This window comes from Micromonospora lupini, assembly GCF_026342015.1.
In the GTDB taxonomy this organism is placed as follows: domain Bacteria; phylum Actinomycetota; class Actinomycetes; order Mycobacteriales; family Micromonosporaceae; genus Micromonospora; species Micromonospora lupini_B.
This window is the reverse complement of record NZ_JAPENL010000002.1, coordinates 2,102,983-2,123,292: the sequence shown is the minus strand read 5'-3', so window position 1 is coordinate 2,123,292 and position 20,310 is coordinate 2,102,983. Positions and strand designations below refer to the sequence as shown.

Below are 20,310 nucleotides of genomic sequence, written 5' to 3'. Positions count from 1 at the left end.
CGGCAGGTGTCCACTCGCCTACTTGTCGCTGACGAAGGTCCCGCGTCCGGTGAACGTGACGACCAACCCGCGCTCCCGGAGCAGTCGCACTGCCGACCGGACCGTGCCGCGAGCGACGCCGTACTCCTGCTGGAGCGTGGACTCACTCGGAAGGGGCTGGCGCGGCTTGAGCTTCCCGCTCTCGATTTGCTTGGCGAGGGCATCCGCGAGCTGGACATAGAACGGCACCGGAGACATCTCGTCAACCATGATCCGCAGCCTATGGACGGGCCGCACAGGATGTGCGTCGGGTACAGGCTGCCCGTCCTAGACGTGGTATACAGGCTGTACAGGTTGGTCTACGGTGGGTTGCAGAGAAGCGACCGGCTGTGGGAGGTCAGGTGCGAATAGTCCGGTTCGACGATTACGTGCTGTCGGTGGCGATGACCCTCGCGCGCCGGCACCGGCCGGTCTGGTCGTGGAAGCGGTGGCGGAACGTCTGCCGATGCGGCGCCGAACTGCCCTGCCGCTCCCGTCACCGCATTCCGATCCACCGGGGGCACTGGCCGGGTGAGGGCCGATGACCCGGCACGGACCGATCCTGCCCCTCTGGCTGTGCGAGACGTGCGACAGGCCGTGGCCCTGCGCCATCCGCCGAGAGGAACTGTTGGGCGAGTACGCCGACTCGTCGTTCACGCTGGCCGTCTACATGGGCACGCTTCTGGTGTCCGCCGAGCGGGACATGAGCTGGGCTCCGCCGGGCGCGCTCCGCCTCCGCTTCCTCGCCTGGCTGCCGTGAACGCGCTCAACCCCGGCGACCTGCTGCTGATTGGGCCGGCATGCTCGCCGCAGTTCACCGGAGACCGTGCGCTGCGACTCCGGCTCGTGTCCGTCGGGGAGATCGACCCGTACAGCGGCTGGATGTGGTTGACGGGCTACGTCCTGGATGTCAGGGGTGACGCCACCGCCAAGCGGGAGCTGTACGTCCAGCGCGCCGGCATCGTGGTCGAGAGGAGGGCTCCGGCTCCAACGCTCGTGGGTCGGAAACCGTACGCCAAGCCTCGCCCCAGACCCGCCCGCGCACGAACCGCCTAGCACCACGAGAGTGCGATCCCCCATCGTTCCTCGTTGTCCGCCCTGATCGCCGCTCAGCTAGACGAGTAATTCCTGACCCTGGCTGGGGCGGTGGGCGCAGCTGGCGGCCGGCGGTGACCGTCTGTCACCTGCGTGGGGGCGGACGCGGTCGTCAGCGGTATACCTCAGAGTCATATTCATACCTCTGAGGTATACCGCTCAACAGCACATCGACACGGCCGGCAACCACAGCGGATCGCCAGCGCCCTCCGCCGCAGCCCCAGCCCCGTCTTGACCTAGGGCTTGGGTCCGCAGCTCCATCTCGTCGACGATGGCGCCGGCCTGGGCGCGGACGCCCGCCGCCGCGCCTCCGGTCGCCTCGTGCAGGGCGGCCAGCGCGTTGAGCGCGCGGGCCTGAACCAGACGTTGTCCCGATTCGTCGGCCAACCGGGCCGCCTCGCCGGCCGCCGCGAGCGCCTCGCCGAGTCGCTCCAGTCGGGCGAGCGCGCACGACTCAAGCAGGCGTACGCGGGGCAGATCGAGCGGGCTGGACGCGGTGGCCAGCTCGCCGGCCCGCTCGAGCCACGGCAACGCCGCACGGGGTCTGTCGTCGGTCAGGCGCACCGCTGCCTCGCCGATCAGCACCTGGGTCATCGACTCGGCGAGGCCGAGCCGGTCGGCTACCCGGTGCGCCGCGGCGAGCTGCGCCCTGGCTTCGGTGATCCGGCCGGCGGCCCGGTCCAGGTTGGCCAGTCCGACCAGGGAGGCCACCAGGCAGCTCTGGCTCTCGGCGCGCTCGGCCAGCTCGATCGACTCCGCGAAGGCCGATCGGGCGAGCGCGCTGCGACCGAGGTCGCTGTGTACGTGGCCGAAGACTTCCATGATCATCGCGCGGGCGTACATCGAGCCGGTCTCGGCGGCCACGAGCAGCGCTTCCTCCAGTAGCGACAGCGCGGGGGCGAACCGGGCCCGTTCCCGGTTCACCAGGGCGAGGTTGACCAGCACCAGGGAGCGCAGGTGCGGATCCACCCGACGGGCGAGCGGCAGCGCCGCCGTCAGCGCCTCGTCGGCTTCCGGCAGCCGGCCCAGGGTGATGTGGGCGGAGGCCAGGCTGTTGAGGCAGGCCGCCTCGCCTCGCACGTCGTCCAGTTCGCGATAGAGGGCCGCCGCCTGGCGGTAGTGGGCCTGTGCCTCCTTGAGGTGCCCCATCTGCTTGAGGACCAGCCCGACGCCCTGGACCGCCTGGGCCTGCCCCGCTCGCCACCGCGCGTAGGCGGCGACCCGACCCGCCTCGCTGAACTCGCTGAACGCGCCCGGCAGCTCGGCTATCCGCCATTTGGCCCGGCCGAGTGACACCCGCATCGCGGCCTGCCCCAACAGGTCACCGTCGAGCTCGGCGGCCAGCAGCGCCGTACCCGCCACGCGGATGTAGTCCGCCGCCGGGCGGCGATGCAGGAGGAAATCCCGCAGCGCGTCGACAAGCAGCCAGGCGTAGCGGCGTGGCCCGCTCTCCGCGACGTGGGCGATCACCACCGCCATGTCCTCCCACTCGCCGTCAAACCACGCCTGGGCCGTGGCCGGGTCGGAGAACCGCCGCGCCTCGACGATGGCGTCGACCGGTCCGAGCGGCGGCCGCGGCACGTACCACCCGCTCACCCGGGCCGCCGCGACCGCACTGCCGAGATAGTGGTCGAGCATCCGGCGAAGCCCGGCCAGTCGGTTCCCCTCGGTCTCCTCCAGACCGAGGCGCTGCGTGACGTACTCGTGAATCAGGTCGTGCCAGCCGAAGCGCCCGGCCCCCGTCTGACGGACGAGATGCAACCGAGCCGCGGCCCGTAACGCGTCTTCCACGGTTCCCGCGTCCAGACCGGAACCGGCCGCCACCGCGGCGACCGAGCGGGCAGTTCCGGGCGCCAGGCCGACGGCGCGCAGCACCGCCTTCTCGGCGTCGGACAACACGCTGTAGGACGCGTCGAGCGCCGAGCGGACGGCGGTCCCTTCAACCCCCTCGACCCGCAGCCGGGCGAGCCGTCCGCGCTCCACGAGTTCCGACACCAGCCGGCCGACGCTGCCCGGGCCGGCGTCCTCGGCGATGCGGGACGCGGCCACGCACAGCGCCAGCGGGAGCCGGTCACACAGCTCGACGAGCCGCGCGACGGCCTCCGGCTCGGCCGACGTCCGCGCCGCGCCGACCGCCCGGCCGATCAGGGCGACCGATTCCCCCGGCGCCAGCACATCGCAGCTGAGCACCCGGGCCCCGGTAGTGGCCGCCAGTCCGGTCAGCCGGTCGCGGCTGGTCACCAGGGTCGACGAGTGGGTGGTGCCGGGCAGCAGATCCCGGATCTGCCCCGCGTCGGCGACGTCATCGAGGACGAGGAGGATCTTCCGCTCCGAGAGAAGCGTGTGGTACTGCGCCGTCTGGCCGGCGAGGGTCGGCGGGATGTCCTGCGGACGGCAACCGAGACCCTGCAGGAGGAGCGGGAGCGCCTCGGCGACGCCCATGCGCTCGCCGCCGTCGAAGCCGCGCATGTCCAGAAAGAGCTGGCCGTCCGGGAAGTCGCCGGCCGAGGCGTGTGCCCAGCGCAACGCCAGAGTGGTCTTGCCGGCACCGGCCGGACCGGTGATCACGACGACCGGCTCGCCGGTGCGGTGGAGTTCGTCGAGCTGGCCGAGTTCTTCCGCGCGGCCGACGAAGAGGGTCGTCACGGCCGGCAGCTGCCGGGGCACGAGCGGGCCGCCGGGGCCGATGGTCGGTTCCGGCGCGGCGGCCCTCCCGGGAGCCAGGTCCGGCAGCGTTCCCGCCAACACCTGCAGCTGGAGCCCGGCAAGCCGGGTGGAGGGCTCGATACCCAGCGTCTCGACGAGCGCACCCCGGAAGGTCGAGAAGACCTCCAGCGCCTCGGCCGAGCGGCCGTCGCGGTAGAGCGCCTCCATGAGCAGGGCGTGCGGACGCTCCCGCAACGGATGGTCCCGGACGAGCCGGGTCAGTTCGGCGACGGATTCACCGTGCCGGCCCAGGGCTATCGTCGCCTCGAGCCGACCCTCGGTCGCCACGGCCCGCAGTTCCTCCAGCCGTTGCCGCTCCGGGGCCGCGGCCAGATCGGGAATCGGTGCCCCGCGCCACTCGCCGAGCGCCCGGTCGAAGCCGTCGAGCGCCTCGACCCAGTTCCGCAGCGCCGCCGCCTTCGTCGCCGCTTCCAGGGACTGCTCGAACTCCAGGATGTCGATCCGGGCCGGATCGACGCTGATCAGGTAACCGGGGCTTCGGGTGATGACGGCGCCGGCCGCATCCGGTCCCAGCAGCCGTCGGATCTCGGCGATCAGGGAACGCACCCGCGCGGCCGCCGCCACCGGCGGCCGGTCGCCCCAGAGCGCGTCCACCAACCGGCCGACGGAGACCACATGATTTGCGTCGAGCAACAGCGCCGTGCACAGCGTCCGCTGCTGGCTGGTCAGCGTCAGCAGGCGATCGCCGATGCTGACCTCGAGCGGGCCCAGCAGCCTAAAACTGAGCGCCTCTAAGGACATGGGCTGAAGATACGACCACCGAATCTTGGTGTCACTGTCCGCACCGTCACAACGCAACGGTCCGGATGGCCGCCGCCGGCCGGTCGGCCGACGGCGGCCTAACGGCCGGTGGTCGCATCGAAGGGCAGCCGGAGGGCGGTCATCGTGCCCAGGTCGGCGTTGGTCAGTCGGACGCCCTCGAGTTCGGCGTCGGTCAGCGACCGGCGAAAGATCCGGAACTCGTCCAGCGAGCCGCTGAGTGGTTCACCACCGCCGGGCTTGCCGCCGAGCTGGAAACCGTCCACCGCGAACGCGTCGCCGTAGGTCGGGGAGCCCACCGGGACGACGCTGCTGCCCCGGGTGACGCCGTCGATGATCAGCGACAGGGTGCCGGCCGAGCGCCGCAGGGCGACGTGGTGCCACCGGTTGTCGCCGAAGGCCGCGGCCGAGGAGGTGTCGGGTGCGGAGACCGTCGTCGTCGCGGTCTCGGTCTGGAGGAGGACGTACAACCGATCCTGGGCGGGCTGGGCGCGCAGCCAGAGCTGCCGTCGCGAAGCGCCCACGCCGTACGCCCAGAGCACCACCTGATCGGTCTTGGCGCTGGTCGGGGTGTACCTGAGCCAGGTGGAGACGGTGAAGTCACCCGAACCCAGCGCCGTGGCCGCAACGTATGGCAGTTGCACCGTGCCGCCGGTGCCGCCCACGGTCAGGGCGGCCCCGAACTTGCCGCCGGTCGTGGTGGTCGCCCCGGCGCGTAGGTAGGCGTCGCCACAGTGCACTGACGAGTCGGGGGTCGCCGGGCCGCTGGCCGGGGACGGCACCACCACGTTGTGGGCCTGGGTGTAGGCCGACTCGAAGGTCCACCGCACCGCCGGGTTGTCCTTCGGGTACCTGACGGCCGCCATGGAGCGCAGCTCCGCGGCGCTCAGCGCGCGGTGGTAGAGCCGGAACTCGTCGAGGTTGCCGGTCAGCACGTCGGCACCGTCCGGCCGGGAACCCAGGCGCAGCCCGTCGATCCCGGCCGCCGCGTTCGCGGTGACCGATCCGGTGAGCCCGGCGGCGCTGGCCGGTGTGCCACCGTCCACGCTCAACTGGACCTGTCCACCGGAGCGGGTCAGGGCGAGCAGGTGCCAACCCTGATCACCGAAGGCGGTCGCCGACGAGCCGTCTTTCAGCCCGACGCCGACCTGTCCGGCGTCGGTCTGCACCAGGGCGTACAGCCGATCCTGGGCGGGTTGGGCCCGCAACCAGACCTGCCGCTGCTCAGCACCCAGGCCGTACGCCCAGACCAACACCTGGTTGGGGCTGGCGCTGGACGCCGTGTACTGGAACCAGGTCGTGAAGGTGAAGTCACCGGAGCCGACGTCCAGGGTCGGCCGGAAGGGGGTCTGCACCCCGGGATGGGCACTGTTGACGGCAAGCGCCTTGCTGTCGATGCGGCCGGCCGCCAGGCTCGGCGCGCCGCCGAGCAGGGTGGCGCTCGCGCAGTGCCCGGACACATCGTCCTCGATGGCCACCCGGGTCCGGGTCGGCGGGGTCGCGGCGTCGATTACCTGGAACGGCAGGCGCAGCCCGAGCGCCTTGTTGACCGCGGCCTCGGGATCGTCGTCGAGCACGGCGGTGTTGGCGGCGTACAACTGGTCGAGCTGGTCGCCGGTCAGCGCCTGCCGGTAGAACCGGAAGTCGTCGAGGGCACCGGTGAACGGATCGGCGGCGGTAGCGTCCGGCCGGGCGCCCAGCCGTAACCCCTCGACGCCGTCCTGCGGGCTGCCGGTCACCGAGCCGGCGACACCGGTCGCGGAGCCGGAACGCGTGCCGTCCACGGTGAGGGTGACCTGGCCGCCCGAGCGGACCAGGGACAGGTGGTGCCAGGCCCCGTCGCCGAACCCGGTACCGACGGCATCGGTCACGGCGACAGTGGTCCGACCGCTGACGCCCTGCACCCAGGCGAAGAGCCGGTCCTGCGACGGCTGGGCGCGCAACCACAGCTGTGGCTTGTCGGCGCCGACCCCGTATCCCCAGAACAGCACCTGGTCAGGGCTGGTACTGCCGGCGTGGTAGCTGAACCAGGTGGAGTAGGTGAAGTCGCCGGCACCCGGGTCCACCGTCCTGGCGAACGGGACGTCCAGGTAGTCGCCGGTGCCGTCCAGCGACAGGCCCTGCCCGAACCGGCCGGCAGCCAGCGCCGCGTTGCCACTCAGGTACCCGTCGTTTGCCTCCGGCGTGGCGTCCGGGGTGGTCGGTGCCGCGGCCGGGGAGGTCTGCGGGGAGACCAGACCGGTGAAGGTGCCCGGCAGCCCGAGCTGACTCGGGGTGAGGCGGGTGAACCGGATCTCGTCAGCGGAGAACCCCGAATTTCCGAACTCGTCGGTGTTCGCCCCACCCTCGTAGAGCACGCCGATCTCGCCGTCGGACAGCTCGGCCAGGTCCGAATAACCCGAACGGTCATTGGTGATCAGTCCGTGGGACGGGGTCTTCCACGTCACGCCCTGGTCCGTGGAGTACCGGATCTGCAACAGCTTGCGGTCGGTCGGGTCGGCCGGACCGGAGTAGATCAGGGTGTCTCCGGGCTGGCTCTGGCGGACCGAGCGCAGGGTGAGCACGGCGCCCTGCACATCGGGTCCCACAAGCGAGGGGACCGCGGTGAAGGCGGGCATGGCAGCGTCGGTACTCACCGCCCTGGCGCGGTGGTTGCCGGAACCGCCGATCTGGTTGCGAGCCTCGGCGTAGATGCTCCCGCCGGGCAACTCGGCCACGGACACCTCGCCCGGATTCATCACCCCGGGGACGTACGAGTTGGCCGCCGGACCGGCGTGCCAGGTGGTGCCGTGATCGTCGCTGTAGAGCACACCGGCGTTCACTGTGGTCGAGTCGGGGACCTGGTGGGCACCGACGACGAGGCGGCCGGCGTGGGCGCCGTTCCTGAGCTGGATGCCGTGGGACGGCCCGGTCGCGAACCAACCGTCGGTGCTCCCGCTGAACGTCGTGCCCAGCGCTCTCGGCGCTGACCAGCTGATCCCGTCGTCGTCGCTCTCCTGAAGCCACGGGAGGCGGTCGCCGGTGATCGTCACCGGGTTGGAGGTGCTGATCAGGAAGATCTGGCCGGTGGTCTCGTCGACCACCGGTGCCGCGTTGCCCCGGGTGAACGGGGCGTCGGCGTCGGTGTCACTGCCCGTCAGGACGACTCGGATCGGCCCCCAGGTGCGACCGTTGTTGGTGGAGCGACGCACCACCAGGTCGATGTCGCCGCGGTCCGCACAGGACGGCGACTTGCGCGCCTCGGCGAACGCCAGCAGGCTGCCCGCCGCCGATTTGACCATGGCCGGGATCCGGTAGCAGCCGTAACCGCCGGTACCGCTGCGGAAGAGCACCTGCTGTACGCCGACGGCCGCGGTGGACAGGGTCACCGAGCCCAGCGCCGGGGCGGCGACCCCCGCGCCGGCCCCGAGGACCAGAACCGAGGTCAGCCCTGCGGCAAGCCGCGCCATCCGGCGACGGCGACTTTCACGTGACTTGGGCAAGGCTGATCCGCTCTCTTCGGCTGGTTCGACCACGATCGACGACCGGCGTGCCGTGACCTCGGCGGCCGAGGTCACGGCACGGTCGGCCCTACTGCGGGGTGTAGAAGTCCGGGGTGCCGTTGCGGTCCCGGCACACGATCAGCAGGTAGTCGTCGTTCACGTTGTGGTACGCCAGGATCGTCGGATCGGCGGACTCCGGAACGTCCCCCTGAACCGTCTTGATCCAGTCGCCCCAGACGTCGGTTCCCGTCGCGGTCTCCGTGACCTGGTAAAGCTGACTGTCGGTGCCGCGAACGACCACCGTGGCCCGGCCGGTGGTCGGGGCGATCACCGCGGCCGGCGCACCGGCGAACGCGGGGATCGGCGTCGCCGAGTCCGCGGCGATCGTGCCGGTCGTCTGCCAGTCCGCCGGCCAACCGCCGTTGATGTCCTGAAGCTTCGACACGATGGTGCCGGCGGACGAGCGGGCGAAGACCTGCAGTTGGAAGCCCGGCCGAGCCACCACGGCCGGGGTGCCGGCGAGCCCGTTACCGCCGAGGCTCGTCCAGGACGACAGGGAACCGTCGTCGTAGTACTCGATCGTCTTGACGGCGCCCTGGGTGTCGACTCCGAAGACCCGCAATCCGTTCTGCACCCGGATCGCCGTCAACGTGGCCGTGAGGTCCTGGTCGCCCAGGCTCCGCCAGTACGGCACGGTGCCGGTCTGCGCGTACGCCCACAACCGGCCGTCCACGTCGACGGCGAACTGCACGACCGTCCCGCCCGCCAGTTTCCCGGCGATCGGGGCGGCGGCCATCGAGCCGCCGAGGTTGCTCCACGGGTTCCAGGCCGGGCCGCCCGCAGTCGTCTCGGCGTCCGACCAGATGTTGCCGTCGCGGAACTGCGCCGACACCTGAATCCGACCGTCGGCCAGTGCCGCCAGCGCCGGCGGCCCGGAGAACCGCTCGCCACCGGAGATGACAGTCCACTTCGTGGAGTTGAAGCTGTCCAGATCCGACTGGTGCCCCCAGCGGACGTTGCCGCTGTTGTCGACGTAGGCGTACTCGAGCGCACCCACCCCGCCGGCGACGAGCGGCGGTCCCTGCAGCACCGCCACCGGGGTGTTCAGCGCCACCGGCGTGGCGGGCAGCGGGTCGGCGAACCAGCCCTGCAGGTCGACGACGATGTGGGCGGTGCCGGAGCTGCCGTTGCGGATCCGGATCTTGCCGTCGGTGCCCGGCTTGAGCACCATGGCGTTCTCCCGCCAGACGCCGGCCTTGAAGTCCATCACTGTCGTGCCAGGCTCGGTCTCGCCGACCGGCCACACCTTCAGGTAGCCGGCCGCCACCGGGGTCACCACGACGCTCAGCGCCGCACCGGCGATCCCCCGGGTCGGCAACCCCCAGGTGCCGCCCAGCTGGACGTCGATCGTGCCGTTCGCCGGGACCGGCAGGCCGGCCCCGACCGTACGGGTGTTGACCAGGCGACCGGCCACCGGGCGCAGGCCGGCACCGGCGGTCGGGCTGGCCGAGAAGTAGCCCGTCACGTTGACCATCACGTCGGCCGCGGCGGAACCCTTGTTGGTGATGACCACCTTGCCGGTGCTGGGGAGCGCGAGTACGGCGGCCGACTGGGTGGTGCCGGTCTCGTAGTTCAGCAGCGGGTGGGCACTGCCGCCGGACGGCCCGACCGACAGCCAACCGGCGGTGGTGGCGCCCAGCACGGACACGTTGGCCACGGCGGCGGCGGCACCCGCCGGTACCGGGGTGCCGGTGATCGTCACGGTTCGGCTGCCCCCGGCGGGAATCTTGCCGGCGGTTGTGCCCAGCCCGCTGCGGGTGTCGATCAGGCGGGTCGTGGCGGTCGGCACGAACCCGCCGCCCGTGCTGCCCTGGACGGACTTGAAGTAGCCCTGCGCCTCCAGCACGATGTCGGTCGCGCCGGAGTTGTAGACCGAGATCTTCCCGGTCGCGCCGACCTTCACCACGGCCACGGTCGAGATCTGTTCGCCGACTCCGGCGGACAGCGTGGTCACGTTCGGCCGGGTGATCCCGTCCGGCCAGACCTCGAGGAAGGTCGCCACGGTCGGCTTGAGCGCCGCGACCCGGACCAGGACCGCGCTCACCCCCGAGGTGGGCACCCCGCCGACGCCGAGGGCGGCGACGGTGGTGGTGCTGCCGGCGGCCCGGACGCCCTTGGTCGCGCCGGTCCCGCTGCGGGTGTCCAACAGCACGGCCGTGCCGGCGACCGGTACGAAGTCGCCGCCCCCGCCGGCCGCGTCGGCTCGCGCCGCCGGGGTGTGCACGAGGGCTGTCGCCGGCAGGGCCGACGCCAGCATCGCGGTCAGGGCGATCAGGACGCGTGCCACGTCCCGCCTCCGCCGGCCGGTTGTCAGTGCTCTCATGAAGTCGTTCTCTCCTCGCGATGACGTGTTTCCGGTGGCTGATCGATCGGTCGGCTACGGCTTGGGGGGTTTCTTGGTCGGCCACGCGTCGTGGACGATGTTGAAGACGCAGGTGCTCAGGTTCAGCGCCCCCACCCCGAGCCCGACCCGGTTGCCGAGCGTCCAGTAGCCGACGGCGCCCGAGGTGACCGGCATGACCACACATCGGAGGGTGGCTCGGCCGGCGTTAGCTTTGACGTACCGCAGGGGGTCGGTCAGGTAGTGCTCCGTGACCCAACCGAGCCCGTTGCCGGTCCGCTCGACGACCGGGCCCACCGCCCGCGCCGCAAGCTGTCTGCACTTGCTCAGGTCGAAGTTGTGGACCAGCAGGTCGCTGTCGCCGGCCACCACGTAGAAGGTGTGCAGGGTGTCGACGGTCAGGTTGTAGACCGTCTGGTACCGGTTCTCCTGGTGCAGCGCCAGCACGACCGCGGTGTGGTGGTCGTCGGTCTTGATCCGCGCGCCGGGCACCAGGTCCTTCGCGGTCACCCAGCGGTGCTGGTCGGCCACCCAGAACGGGTGACCGTCGGTCGCGGTGACCGTGCCGGTGGCGTCGCCCGCCGAGCCGTCGGTGTCGACGGTGATCTCGGTCATCGCCTTGCGGCCGTTCCCGGTGATCACGTCGGTGACGGTCTCGGCGGCGGTTCGGCCGGTGGTCGGGTCGGTGGCCTCGACCCGGTCCCCGATCCGTACCTCGCTGATCTGCTTGCTGCCGCCGTCGGCCAGCCTCACCGGCGTGTCGCCGGTGAAGCTGTTGCCGGCTGCCGCGCACGACGCCGAGACGGTCTTCGTGGCGGCACTCGCCGTCGTCTCCGCCGCCGCGCGCCCGGCCGTCCTGGCCGCGCTGACCGCGGCGGTGCCCTCGCCGCCGGTGAACAGGCCGCCGATGTTCACCGCGGTCCAGCCGCAGGCGGCCCAGTCCCGGTCCGCGTAGCTGCGTTGCATGTTCTCGTCGGAGAGGCAGCTGTTCGCGTCGTCGTAGACCGACTTCGCCGTGTCCACCAGCGTGTTGCCGATCCCCTTCACGAGGTCGCCGTTCGTGATGGAGTCGCCGAGGCTGCCCCAGTCGATGTGCTTCAGGTCGCCGAGCGAGAAGCTGCCGCCACCGCCACCGCCGCTGAACGAGACCTTGCCGGTACCGGACGAACCGGCGGAGACGTTGGTGATCGGTGAGCCGGCCGCCCGTACCGCCTTCTGGTAGACCTCGTCGGTGCCGTTGCGGGCGTCGGCGACGACGTCCTTGGTCCCGGAGACCGACTTCGCCGGCAGGTGCGGCGTCGAGGAGATCACGCTGCCGCTGGGCAGTGCCGGGGTGCGGGCCGCCCGGCTCACCGGCCGGCCGGAGTTCTTGGCCGAACTGGCGTTGCTGGCGCGGGCCGCGTCGCTGACGGCCTTCGCGTGGTCGTAGGCCCGCTGCCGGGCGGCCGCGGGGTCGTAGCAGGCGCCGCAGCCAGAACCACCACCGCCGCCACCACCACCGGAACCTCCGTGTACGGCGGCCGGCGCGTAGGAGGGATAGCTCACGTGCGGGTTCGGACTGCAGCAAACCTGCTGCGACTTCTGGTGCGCAACCCTCTCCTGGGCCCGCGCCTGCGCCGCGATGGCGTCGGCCATCTTCTGACTCGCGCCGGTGAGCTGGCAGACCAGGTCACACCCGTCGAGTACCTGGTAGTAACGGCAGACGGGCAGCCAACCCCACTTGAGGTGACAGCGGTACACGGAGCGGTGGCCGTCCGGGTCGGTGTAGTTCAGCGGCGCGGCGTTGCCGTAGGTGTACCGGTTGGCGCCGACCGACGCTCCACCGTCGTAGCTGACGTCGTCGCGGGAGTCGAAGGCGCCGGTGCCGGGGTTGTACCAGCGGGCGCCCATGTCGACCTGACCTGTGGCGTCGTCGGTCCAGTCACCCTGGAAGCCGAGCGAGCCGGTGTCGCCGGCGGTCGCGGTGACCTTTCCGAACGGGTCGTAGGCGGTGGAGTCGGGCAGCTTGCTCAGCGTCCCGTCGGTGGGGTCGAAGGCGCCCACCACGTCACCGTGGTCGTCGGTCAGGCTGAGCCGCTGGGTGCTGCCCTTGCCCGTGGCGAGCAGTTCGTCGCCGGGTCCGCGGGCGTACTTCTCGACGCCGTCGGACACCACCTCGTCGCCCTGGCCGGCGTAGGTGAAGGTGGCGCCGTTGCGGGCGGCGACCCGGTCGAGCCCGTCGTAGGTGTAGGTCTGCGCTCCGGCGTTGAGCAGCCGGTCGAAGGCGTCGTAGGAGAACTGCTCGGTGAGGCCGGAGCTGGTCCGGCTGCGCAGGCTGCCCCGGGCGGTGTAGGTGTAGGTGTAGTCGCCGTCGGACCGGAGCCGGTTCCGCTCGTCGAAACTGGCGGTCTTCGCCCCCGCCTTGATCCGGTTGCCCGCGTCGTCCCAGTCGTACGGCGTGGTCGTGCCGCCGTCGGTCTGTCCGGTGAGCCGGCCCGCCAGGTCGTAGGTGTAGGTGCGGGCGCCGGCCCCGGCGGTGCCGGCGGTCGTCTCGCCGCGCAGCCGGTCGGCCAGGTCATAGTCGTAGGTGGTGGCGGACACGCTCTGCCCGGCCTGGTTGGCCAGCGTGTCGGACTTGCTGCGGCCGAAGTCGTCGTAGCCGAAGGTCCGCAGCCGGCCGGCACCGTAGTCGATCGTCTTGACCGCGCCGGCCGCGTCGTAGCCGATCTTCTGGGTGGCGCCGGTGAGCCCGTCCTGGATGGCGGTGAGCCGGGCGTTGGTGTAGGTGTACACCGCGGCGCCGGTGCTGTCGGAGCGGCTGGTCCGGTTGCCGTCACCGTCGTAGCCGAAGGCGGCGGTCCCGCCGGGACCGGTGGTGCCGAGCAGGTTGCCCCGGTCGTCGTAGTCGTAGGCGTTGGTGCCGGAGGCCGCGTTGACGTCGAGCACCTGCCCGGCCAGGTCGTAGTGGACCGTGCGGGCGGCGGTGTTCGCCTCGGCGCCGCTGCCGATCTCGCCGGACAGCCGGTTCGCCGCGTCGTAGGTCCGGGTGCGCTGCACCCCGCCCGGCTGGATCAGCCGGCGCGGGTTGCCGGCGGCGTCGTACGCCGTGGTGAAGGTGCGGTCCGCCGCGGCCGGCTGGGCCGAGGTGGACGGCTCGATCTGCAACTCCGGCAGACCCAGCGAGTTGTACGTGGTGACCGTGACGTTCTGCCGCCCGTCGGTGTACCGGGTCGGGTCACCGGCGGCGTCGTAGCCGAACGTGGTGGTGATCGACTTGCCGGTGTTGACCGGCTCGATCTGCCGGATCAGCTGGTTCGCCGCGTCGTACGCGTAGGTGCTGGTTGTCGTCAGCGCGTCGGTGACGTCGGTGCGGTTGCCGGCCAGGTCGTACCCGTAGCTCCTGGTGCGCAGCACCGTGCCGTCGGGCTTGCGGTCCGACTCGGCGGTCAGTTGTCCGAACAGGTCGTAGCTGCTCTGATGGGTGCGGCCGAGGCCGTCGCTGGCCCGTACCTGGCGACCGGCGTAGTCGTAGCCGAGCTGGGTCACCACGTTGGCCGAATCGGTCGACTTGGTCGGCTGGCCGAGGGTGTCGTAGCCGGTCACCACCAGGGCGCCGGTGGGCGACAGGGTCGATGAGACGTTGCCGGCGTCGTCGTATCCGGTGCGGGTGACGAGGGTCCGGGCCGACGGCTTGCGCTCGTACGCGGTGCTGGTGACCGGCCGGTCGAGGTCGTCGTAGGTGGACTCGACCCGGGCACCGAGCGGGTCGACGGTCGCCAGCGGCATGCCGGTGCGGGTGTAGGAGTAGCTGGTGACCGCCCTCTCGTCGTTGGTCGACGCCGGCTTGTCCAGCGTCACCAACCGGTTGAGCTGGTCATATCCGGAGCGGGTCACGTTGCCGCGGGGGTCGGTGACCTCGACGACGTTGCCGTTTGCGTCGTACTTCATGCGGCTGATCGGGATGACCGCCTCGGCCGGGGCGGGCGGCTGGTAGCTGGGTGCGGTCGAGGTGATCGCCCGGCCCACGCGGTCGTAGCCGGTGCCGGAGACGTTGCCGACCGGGTCGCGCAGCTCGGTCTGCTCGTCGAACGTGTCGTAGCCGGTCGTCGTGACGGGCCTGGCGGTGGCCGCCGGTTGGCCGTTGCTCTCCACCGACACCGGCGCGCCCATGGTGGTCACGGGCCGGCCCAGCTCGTCGTACGTGTAGCTGGTGGTGAAGGCCGCCGGGTCGGCACCGGTCGCGTTGCCGCGCGGATCGGTCCAGGCGGTCTGCAGGCCACGCTGGTCGTAGCCGTACGTGGTGCGCCGGGTGGTGCCGCCGTCGCTGGTCCGCTCCTCGATGAGGTTGTCGCCGTCGTCGTAGCTGCGGTCCACGGTTTCGGTGACCACCGCCACCGTCCAGGGGACGTTGGACGGCTTCCCGGTCCGGGTGACCCGGGTGACGTTCCCGTTGCCGTCGTACGTGCTGGTCTCGGTGCGGGCCAGCCCGCCGGGGTCGGCGGTGGTCGAGGTGACCCGGCCGAGCCTGTCGACGGCCAGCCGCGTGGTCGTCAGACCGTTGCCGGTGACCTGCTGGGTGAGATGGCCGGCGCCGTCGTAGCTGTCCTGTTCGAGAACGAAGTCGCGGCTGCTGCCGTCCGGGTTGTGGAAGTTGCGCAGCACCGCCCGGCTGGCCAGGCCGTCCTTGTAGTACTCGTACTCGGTGCGGCGGCCCATCGCGTCGGTGTCACTCGCCAGCCGGCCGCCGAAGTCGTAGCTGTAGGAGTGCAGCACCAGGTAGTCGCCGGTGGCCGGGGCCGGGACACCGGCCGGGTCGCTGTGCCAGTCCCGCAGCCGCACCTCGGCGAGGGCGTTGCGGGCGGTGAAGGCGTAGTCGTACCGGTTGCCGTTGGGGTCGGCCTCCGAGGTCCGGTTGCCGAAGACGTCGTAGTTGTAGGCGGTCTGGCCGCCCTCCGCGTCGGTGACCAGCGACGGGCGGTTGTGCTCGTCGTACTCGACAGTGGAGGCCCGGGCCGCGTCGGGGCCGACCGCGTCGGCGACCTCCACCTTCGTGCCGTTGCCGTCCAGGTCGTACGTGTCGGTGGTACGGCGCTGGTGCCGTACCCCGGTCACCGCGTCGGTGGTCGCCGGTTCGGTCATGACGAGCGGGCGGGACATCGCGTCGTAGGTCTGCGTGGTCAGCACGCCGTTGGGATAGCTGTCGGAGATCTCCTTCACCGAGACCTGTCGGCCGAGGGCGTCGTAGGTGTACTCGGTGACGAGACCGGACGGCTGAATTGTCCTGGCCAGGTCGCCGTTGGCGTAGTAGGCGTACTGGGTGACCTTGTTCCGGCCGTTGATTGAGCTGGCCTGGAGGCCGGCCGGCGGTGAGCCCCCGCCCACCGCGGCCTCGGCGCCCGTGGTGTACGTGTTCTTCAACAGGGTGCCGTCGGGCAGGGTCTGCGACGCGAGTTGGCCGCTTGAGTGGTAGGTGTAGGCGGTGCGGTACGTGTTGTCGGTGGCGCTGGCCGACCGGGCGTCGCGAACCTCGGTGGGCCGGTCGTTGCGGGGGTCGTACGGGTTGGTGACCGCCGGGTAGGTGCTGTAGCTGGTGTGGCACTCGGTCGCGGTGCGGCAGGTCTTCTGCGAGGTGACGTTGCCCCGGTCGTCGTAGGTCAGCCAGACGCCGTCGCCGTTCTCGTCGATGACGGTGCTCAGGTTCCCGAACTCGTCGTAGGAGAAGCTGCGGATGCTGGTGCCATCGGCGTCGTACCGGACGAAGACCGGTCCACCGGAGTCGCCGGGGATGACGGTGCAGAACGCCGGGTCGTTCGGGTCGGGTGCGGTGCAGGTCTGCACGGGCGGCGACGGGGGCGGGGTGGGCTCCCCCGGCTGGTCCTCGTCGCGGGTCTCGATGCCCAGCGGCAGGCCGATCCGCAGCACCCAGCCGCCGATCGCGTCGTACTCGTAAAGGCTGGGTCGGTTGGCGGGGTCGAGCACCTCGACGCTGCGCCGCAGGTCGGTGGCGTTGCCGTAGACCGTGGGCCGACCGATTCGCCAGGTGCCGCCGTTGTCGTCGGTGTACTCCTTCACCCGGTCGGTGCCCACGTCGTAGCTGGCCGACGAGGCGACCTTGCCGCTCGGCAGGGTGACCTTGGCGAGTTGGTCGGCCTGGCCGGCGCCGGCCCGGTAGTGCGCGGCGACCGAGGGCGGCCCGAGCGGGCCGGAGTAGATCGCGACGTCGTCGATCGCCCCCGAGAAGGAGCGCTGAGCCACGCTGCCCCAGCCCGGCCAGGATCCCGGGGTGCTGGCGTATGCCGCGCCGATCTGGTTGAAGGTGAGCAGCGAGGCGTCGATCGTCCGGCCGGTGAGCTCGCCGGCCTTCGACCCGTCCAGGTAGAGGGTCTGGGTGGTGCCCATCGCGGAGAGCACCGCGTGGTGCCACCGGCCGTCGACGACCGTATTGGCCGAGGCGATCGGGGCGACGGCGCCGCCGGCGAACTGGCCGTGCAGCTTGCCGTCGGTGCCGACGTAGAGGATCGGTACGCCGGTGCTGGCGGCGGTGCCTACGGCCTTGTCCTGGTATCCGAGCAGCGGTCCGCCGCCGCCGGTGGACGAGGCCCTGAACCAGAGTTCGACCGCGCTGTCCCGGCTCTTCTTCAGGGTGCCCTTGGGCAGGTCGACCCGCGAGGAGGTGCCGTTGAACGTCGCGGCGGTGTCGGCGGTGCCGGCCAGCGGGCCGGTCGTGCCGAGGGTGACCCCGGAATAGGTGCCGGCGTCCTTGCCCAGGTTGACCGCGACCTCGCTGCCGGCCGCGGTGCCCTCGGCCTCGCCGAGCCGCCAGTACGCCTCGGGTCCCGAGTCCAGCACGGCGCTGCGGTAGTGCGAGCCGGCGCTGTAGTCGTAGCCGGTGCAGCCGGTGTCCGGCGCGCACACCTTCGTCAACAGGTCGCCGCTGTAGGTGTACGACCAGGTGGGCGTCGTGCCGTTGACCGGGTCGGTGTGCGCCGCGGTGATGTGGTTGCCGGTCCAGCCGAAGGTGAGCGCGCGGCCGGCGGTGTTGGTGCGGCTGTTGGACACCTGGGCCTTGGCCAGCTTGCCGGTGGTGAGGTCGTAGGTCAGTACGATCGCCCGCCCGGCCATGTCGGTGATCCGGTTGAGCCGACCGTTGACGGAGAACTGGTAGGTGGTTCCGGCGTTGTCGAGCAGCTTCCACGAGCTGCCGTCGTTGGTCAGTGACGCGATCCGACCCGTAGGCGCGGCGTAGCTGCCGTCGGCGTTGCGACCGAACCGCACCGCCTGCCCATCCGGGTAGGTGACCACAACGTTGCCCGAGCCGTCGTCGTCGGTGACGAGCCGCATGTCGTACCGCGTGGTCCAGCCGGCCCCGAACAGCCCGTCGCGGCGCGGGTCGAGGCTGTTGTAGGTGCGGACCAACCGCAGCTCGGGCCCGACCGTCGCCACGGTCGCATCCACCGCCGAGGTCGTGTAGTTACCGCTCTGCGGGTCGTACTCCTGGTCCTCGGTCGCGTACGGCGCACCCGCCAGCCCGCCGGTGATCTCCGGCTGTGGTACCGCGGTCAGCACGGCCGAGTACGGCGAGATCACCTCGGTGGTGGCGTCCTTGACGTACGTCCGCCACAGGTAGGTCTGGCTCCAGCGCAGCGTGGCGACCGGCACGGTCCACGCCGTACCAGCCTGATATCCCGAGTTGACGCAGTTGACCGGCTTGCCGGCGGAGTCGCTCGCGCAGACCTCGAACTTGAACTTCAACGAGACGCTTGGTGGGGCGTCGACGTCGAGCGCCCGCGCCCACAGCTGCGGGGTCAGGGTCGGCACCCGATAGCCATTGGGCGGGTACAGCTCCTGCACCACCGGTGGGATGTCGAAGACCTCCAGCACCAGCCGGATCGGCGGCACCTGCTGGTCGGTGAAGACCGGTCCGCCGTTGCGGACCATGGTGAAGTCGAGGAAGTACTTCCCCGGCGGCAGCGCCTTGATGGTCGCGTCCAGGGTCACCCGGCCGTTCCGCGCGACCGTGCCGGGCAGGCTCGCCGACCGCTGCTGGGTCACCGCCGCCCCGGTCTGCGCGTTGTACGCCCGGTACGCCAGGTAGTAGTCGGCGGGAGCCCAGGCCGCCGCGCTCTTGTTGGTGACCGTGACCTTGATCTTCCCAGCCTGGTTCTGCAACACGACCGGGTTCGGCACCGGGTTCGGGATCGAGTACGTCGCGTTGTACGGGCTGTGCGTCACGTACAACCGGGGCGGGTTGGCCGTCGCGGTTCCGGTGAACCATTTGCCGGACCGGGTGTCGGACGTGGCGGCCCGCACCGAGAGCCCGTAGTTGGACGTGGTGCCGTCGACCCAGCGCTGTACCAGGTCCCGCCCGCCCGAACCGAGGTTGAACAGCTCACCGGCGGTGGGGCAGGCCGACGACGACTGCCCGAACCCGATGTAGCCGTGCGCGAACGACCGGCTGGTCAGTGCCGCCCCGACCGCCGGGCCCGGGTAGGAGTACCCGGAACCACCGGACCAGGCGCCGGTCACCGGGTGCACGGTGACCGATCGCGAGCTGCACGAGGCGGCGTCGTAGTTCACCAGCCAGAGCTGGGCGCCGAAGATGGTGTGGTACTGGAGCCGGGAGACCAGATCGGTGAACTTCAGGTAGGACGCCGTCGAGGCACCGCCGACGTTGCCCGCCAACAGGTGGTCGGTGCCCGCTGCGGAACTGCCGCCCTGGACGTACATGCTGTCGGTCGCGGCGGCGCCGTCGACCGGCAGCTGCACGGTCGGGTCGACCAGCACCGGGTACACCCGCGCCGGGTCACGCAGCCAGTCGGCGTCGAGGCGGACCTCCAGCGCCGGCCCGCCGCCGGAGTCGACCAGGTGGTAGCTCACCGCACGCGACCGGGCCGGGCCGGCCGCGCCGGAGCGCGAGTCCACCATGTCGCCGGCCGGGATGACGGCGCGCGGGGTGCCCGCGGCGTCGCTGAGGACCACCTGTCCGCCGGTCACCGCCGCGGTCAGCCCGGTCAGCCGCAGCGGGAAGAGGTACGACGCCTGGGCCGCCGGCGAGGTCAGCACCAGCGTCTCCTTCACGCCGCTGGGCTGGGACGCCAGCCGGACGTCGACGTGCGGGCGGACGCCGGCGTAGGTGAGGACGCTGCCGTCGGCGGCGACGGAGCCGGGGACGTCGGCCGCGCCGGCGATCCCGTACGCGGCGGTGTGCGTGCCGTCGACCGCGATCCGCACCAGGTCGGCCGCGTCGGACCGGGCGGCGAACCGCAGGTCCACCGGGCCCGCGCCGTTGTGCCATCCGGAGGTGGCGTCCCGCGATGCCACCAGCCGGGTGTCGATCGGCTGCCAGTCACCATTCGCCGTGCGGTAGTTGATCGGGGTTTCGGAGAACTCGGTGGTCTGGGTGCCGTCGCCGTTGTCGTAGGTGCGCTCGTTTGCGGTGCGGGCCGCGGGCAGTTCCCGGCTCTTCGCGGGGTCGAAACCGCGCGGCGCGGCGGCCGTCGGCGACGCGGCGACCGAGGCGCTGTTCAGCTTCGGCTGCGAGGTCACCGAGGGGTAGCGGCTGCGCAGGGTGGCCGGCAGCGTGCGGTTCGCGGGCGCGCCGTCGAGGTGGCTGCGGTCCGCCGCGACAGATCCCCACTGCTGCTTCGGGCCGGGCGGTGGTGGTGCCGCGGCCGAGGCGTCCCGGCCGCGTTCCGGCACCGGTAGCTGGCCGGCGCTCCCACTCACCGCGCCGGCCAGCAGCGCCACGGTGACCCCGACCGCGACGAGCTTGCTCTGCCCGACCGCCGACAGCAGGCCCACCAGGCCGGCTGAGCTTCTGCTCAGTCTCCGTGACATGTGTCCCTCGTT

7 protein-coding genes are annotated in these 20,310 nt (G+C 71.5%); 2 read left to right on the top strand and 5 right to left on the bottom strand.

Annotated elements, in window-relative coordinates; genetic code table 11:
* Positions 1-18 precede the first annotated feature (18 nt).
* Entirely contained in the window at positions 19-249 is a 231-nt protein-coding gene (locus OOJ91_RS24645) for a GntR family transcriptional regulator (protein WP_007455206.1), read from the bottom strand.
* Positions 250-559: 310 nt separating this feature from the next.
* On the opposite strand from OOJ91_RS24645, the gene OOJ91_RS24640 reads away from it, so the two are divergent.
* On the top strand, positions 560-778 hold the full coding sequence (locus tag OOJ91_RS24640; RefSeq protein ID WP_266248552.1) for a hypothetical protein: 219 nt from the start codon (positions 560-562) through the stop codon (positions 776-778).
* Entirely contained in the window at positions 775-1,074 is a 300-nt protein-coding gene (locus OOJ91_RS24635; RefSeq protein WP_266248550.1) for a hypothetical protein, read from the top strand. The genes OOJ91_RS24640 and OOJ91_RS24635 overlap by 4 nt, the downstream gene beginning before the upstream one ends.
* Positions 1,075-1,272: 198 nt before the next feature.
* Here the strand turns inward: OOJ91_RS24635 and OOJ91_RS24630 are convergent, their stop codons facing one another.
* From OOJ91_RS24630 to OOJ91_RS24615, 4 genes are all read right to left on the bottom strand, one after another.
* Positions 1,273-4,581, bottom strand: coding sequence for an AfsR/SARP family transcriptional regulator (locus OOJ91_RS24630; protein ID WP_266248548.1), 3,309 nt, complete (start codon positions 4,579-4,581; stop codon positions 1,273-1,275).
* Between the two features lie 98 nt (positions 4,582-4,679).
* Positions 4,680-8,048, bottom strand: a complete 3,369-nt coding sequence (locus tag OOJ91_RS24625; RefSeq protein ID WP_266248547.1) for a sialidase family protein — start codon at positions 8,046-8,048, stop codon at positions 4,680-4,682.
* Positions 8,049-8,169: 121 nt separating this feature from the next.
* Positions 8,170-10,464, bottom strand: coding sequence for a hypothetical protein (locus OOJ91_RS24620; RefSeq protein ID WP_266248545.1), 2,295 nt, complete (start codon positions 10,462-10,464; stop codon positions 8,170-8,172).
* A 54-nt stretch (positions 10,465-10,518) separates the two neighbouring features.
* Positions 10,519-20,298 carry an RHS repeat-associated core domain-containing protein gene (locus tag OOJ91_RS24615; RefSeq protein ID WP_266248544.1) on the bottom strand — a complete coding sequence of 3,260 codons (9,780 nt, stop codon included), beginning with the start codon at positions 20,296-20,298 and terminating at the stop codon, positions 10,519-10,521.
* Positions 20,299-20,310: the final 12 nt, after the last annotated feature.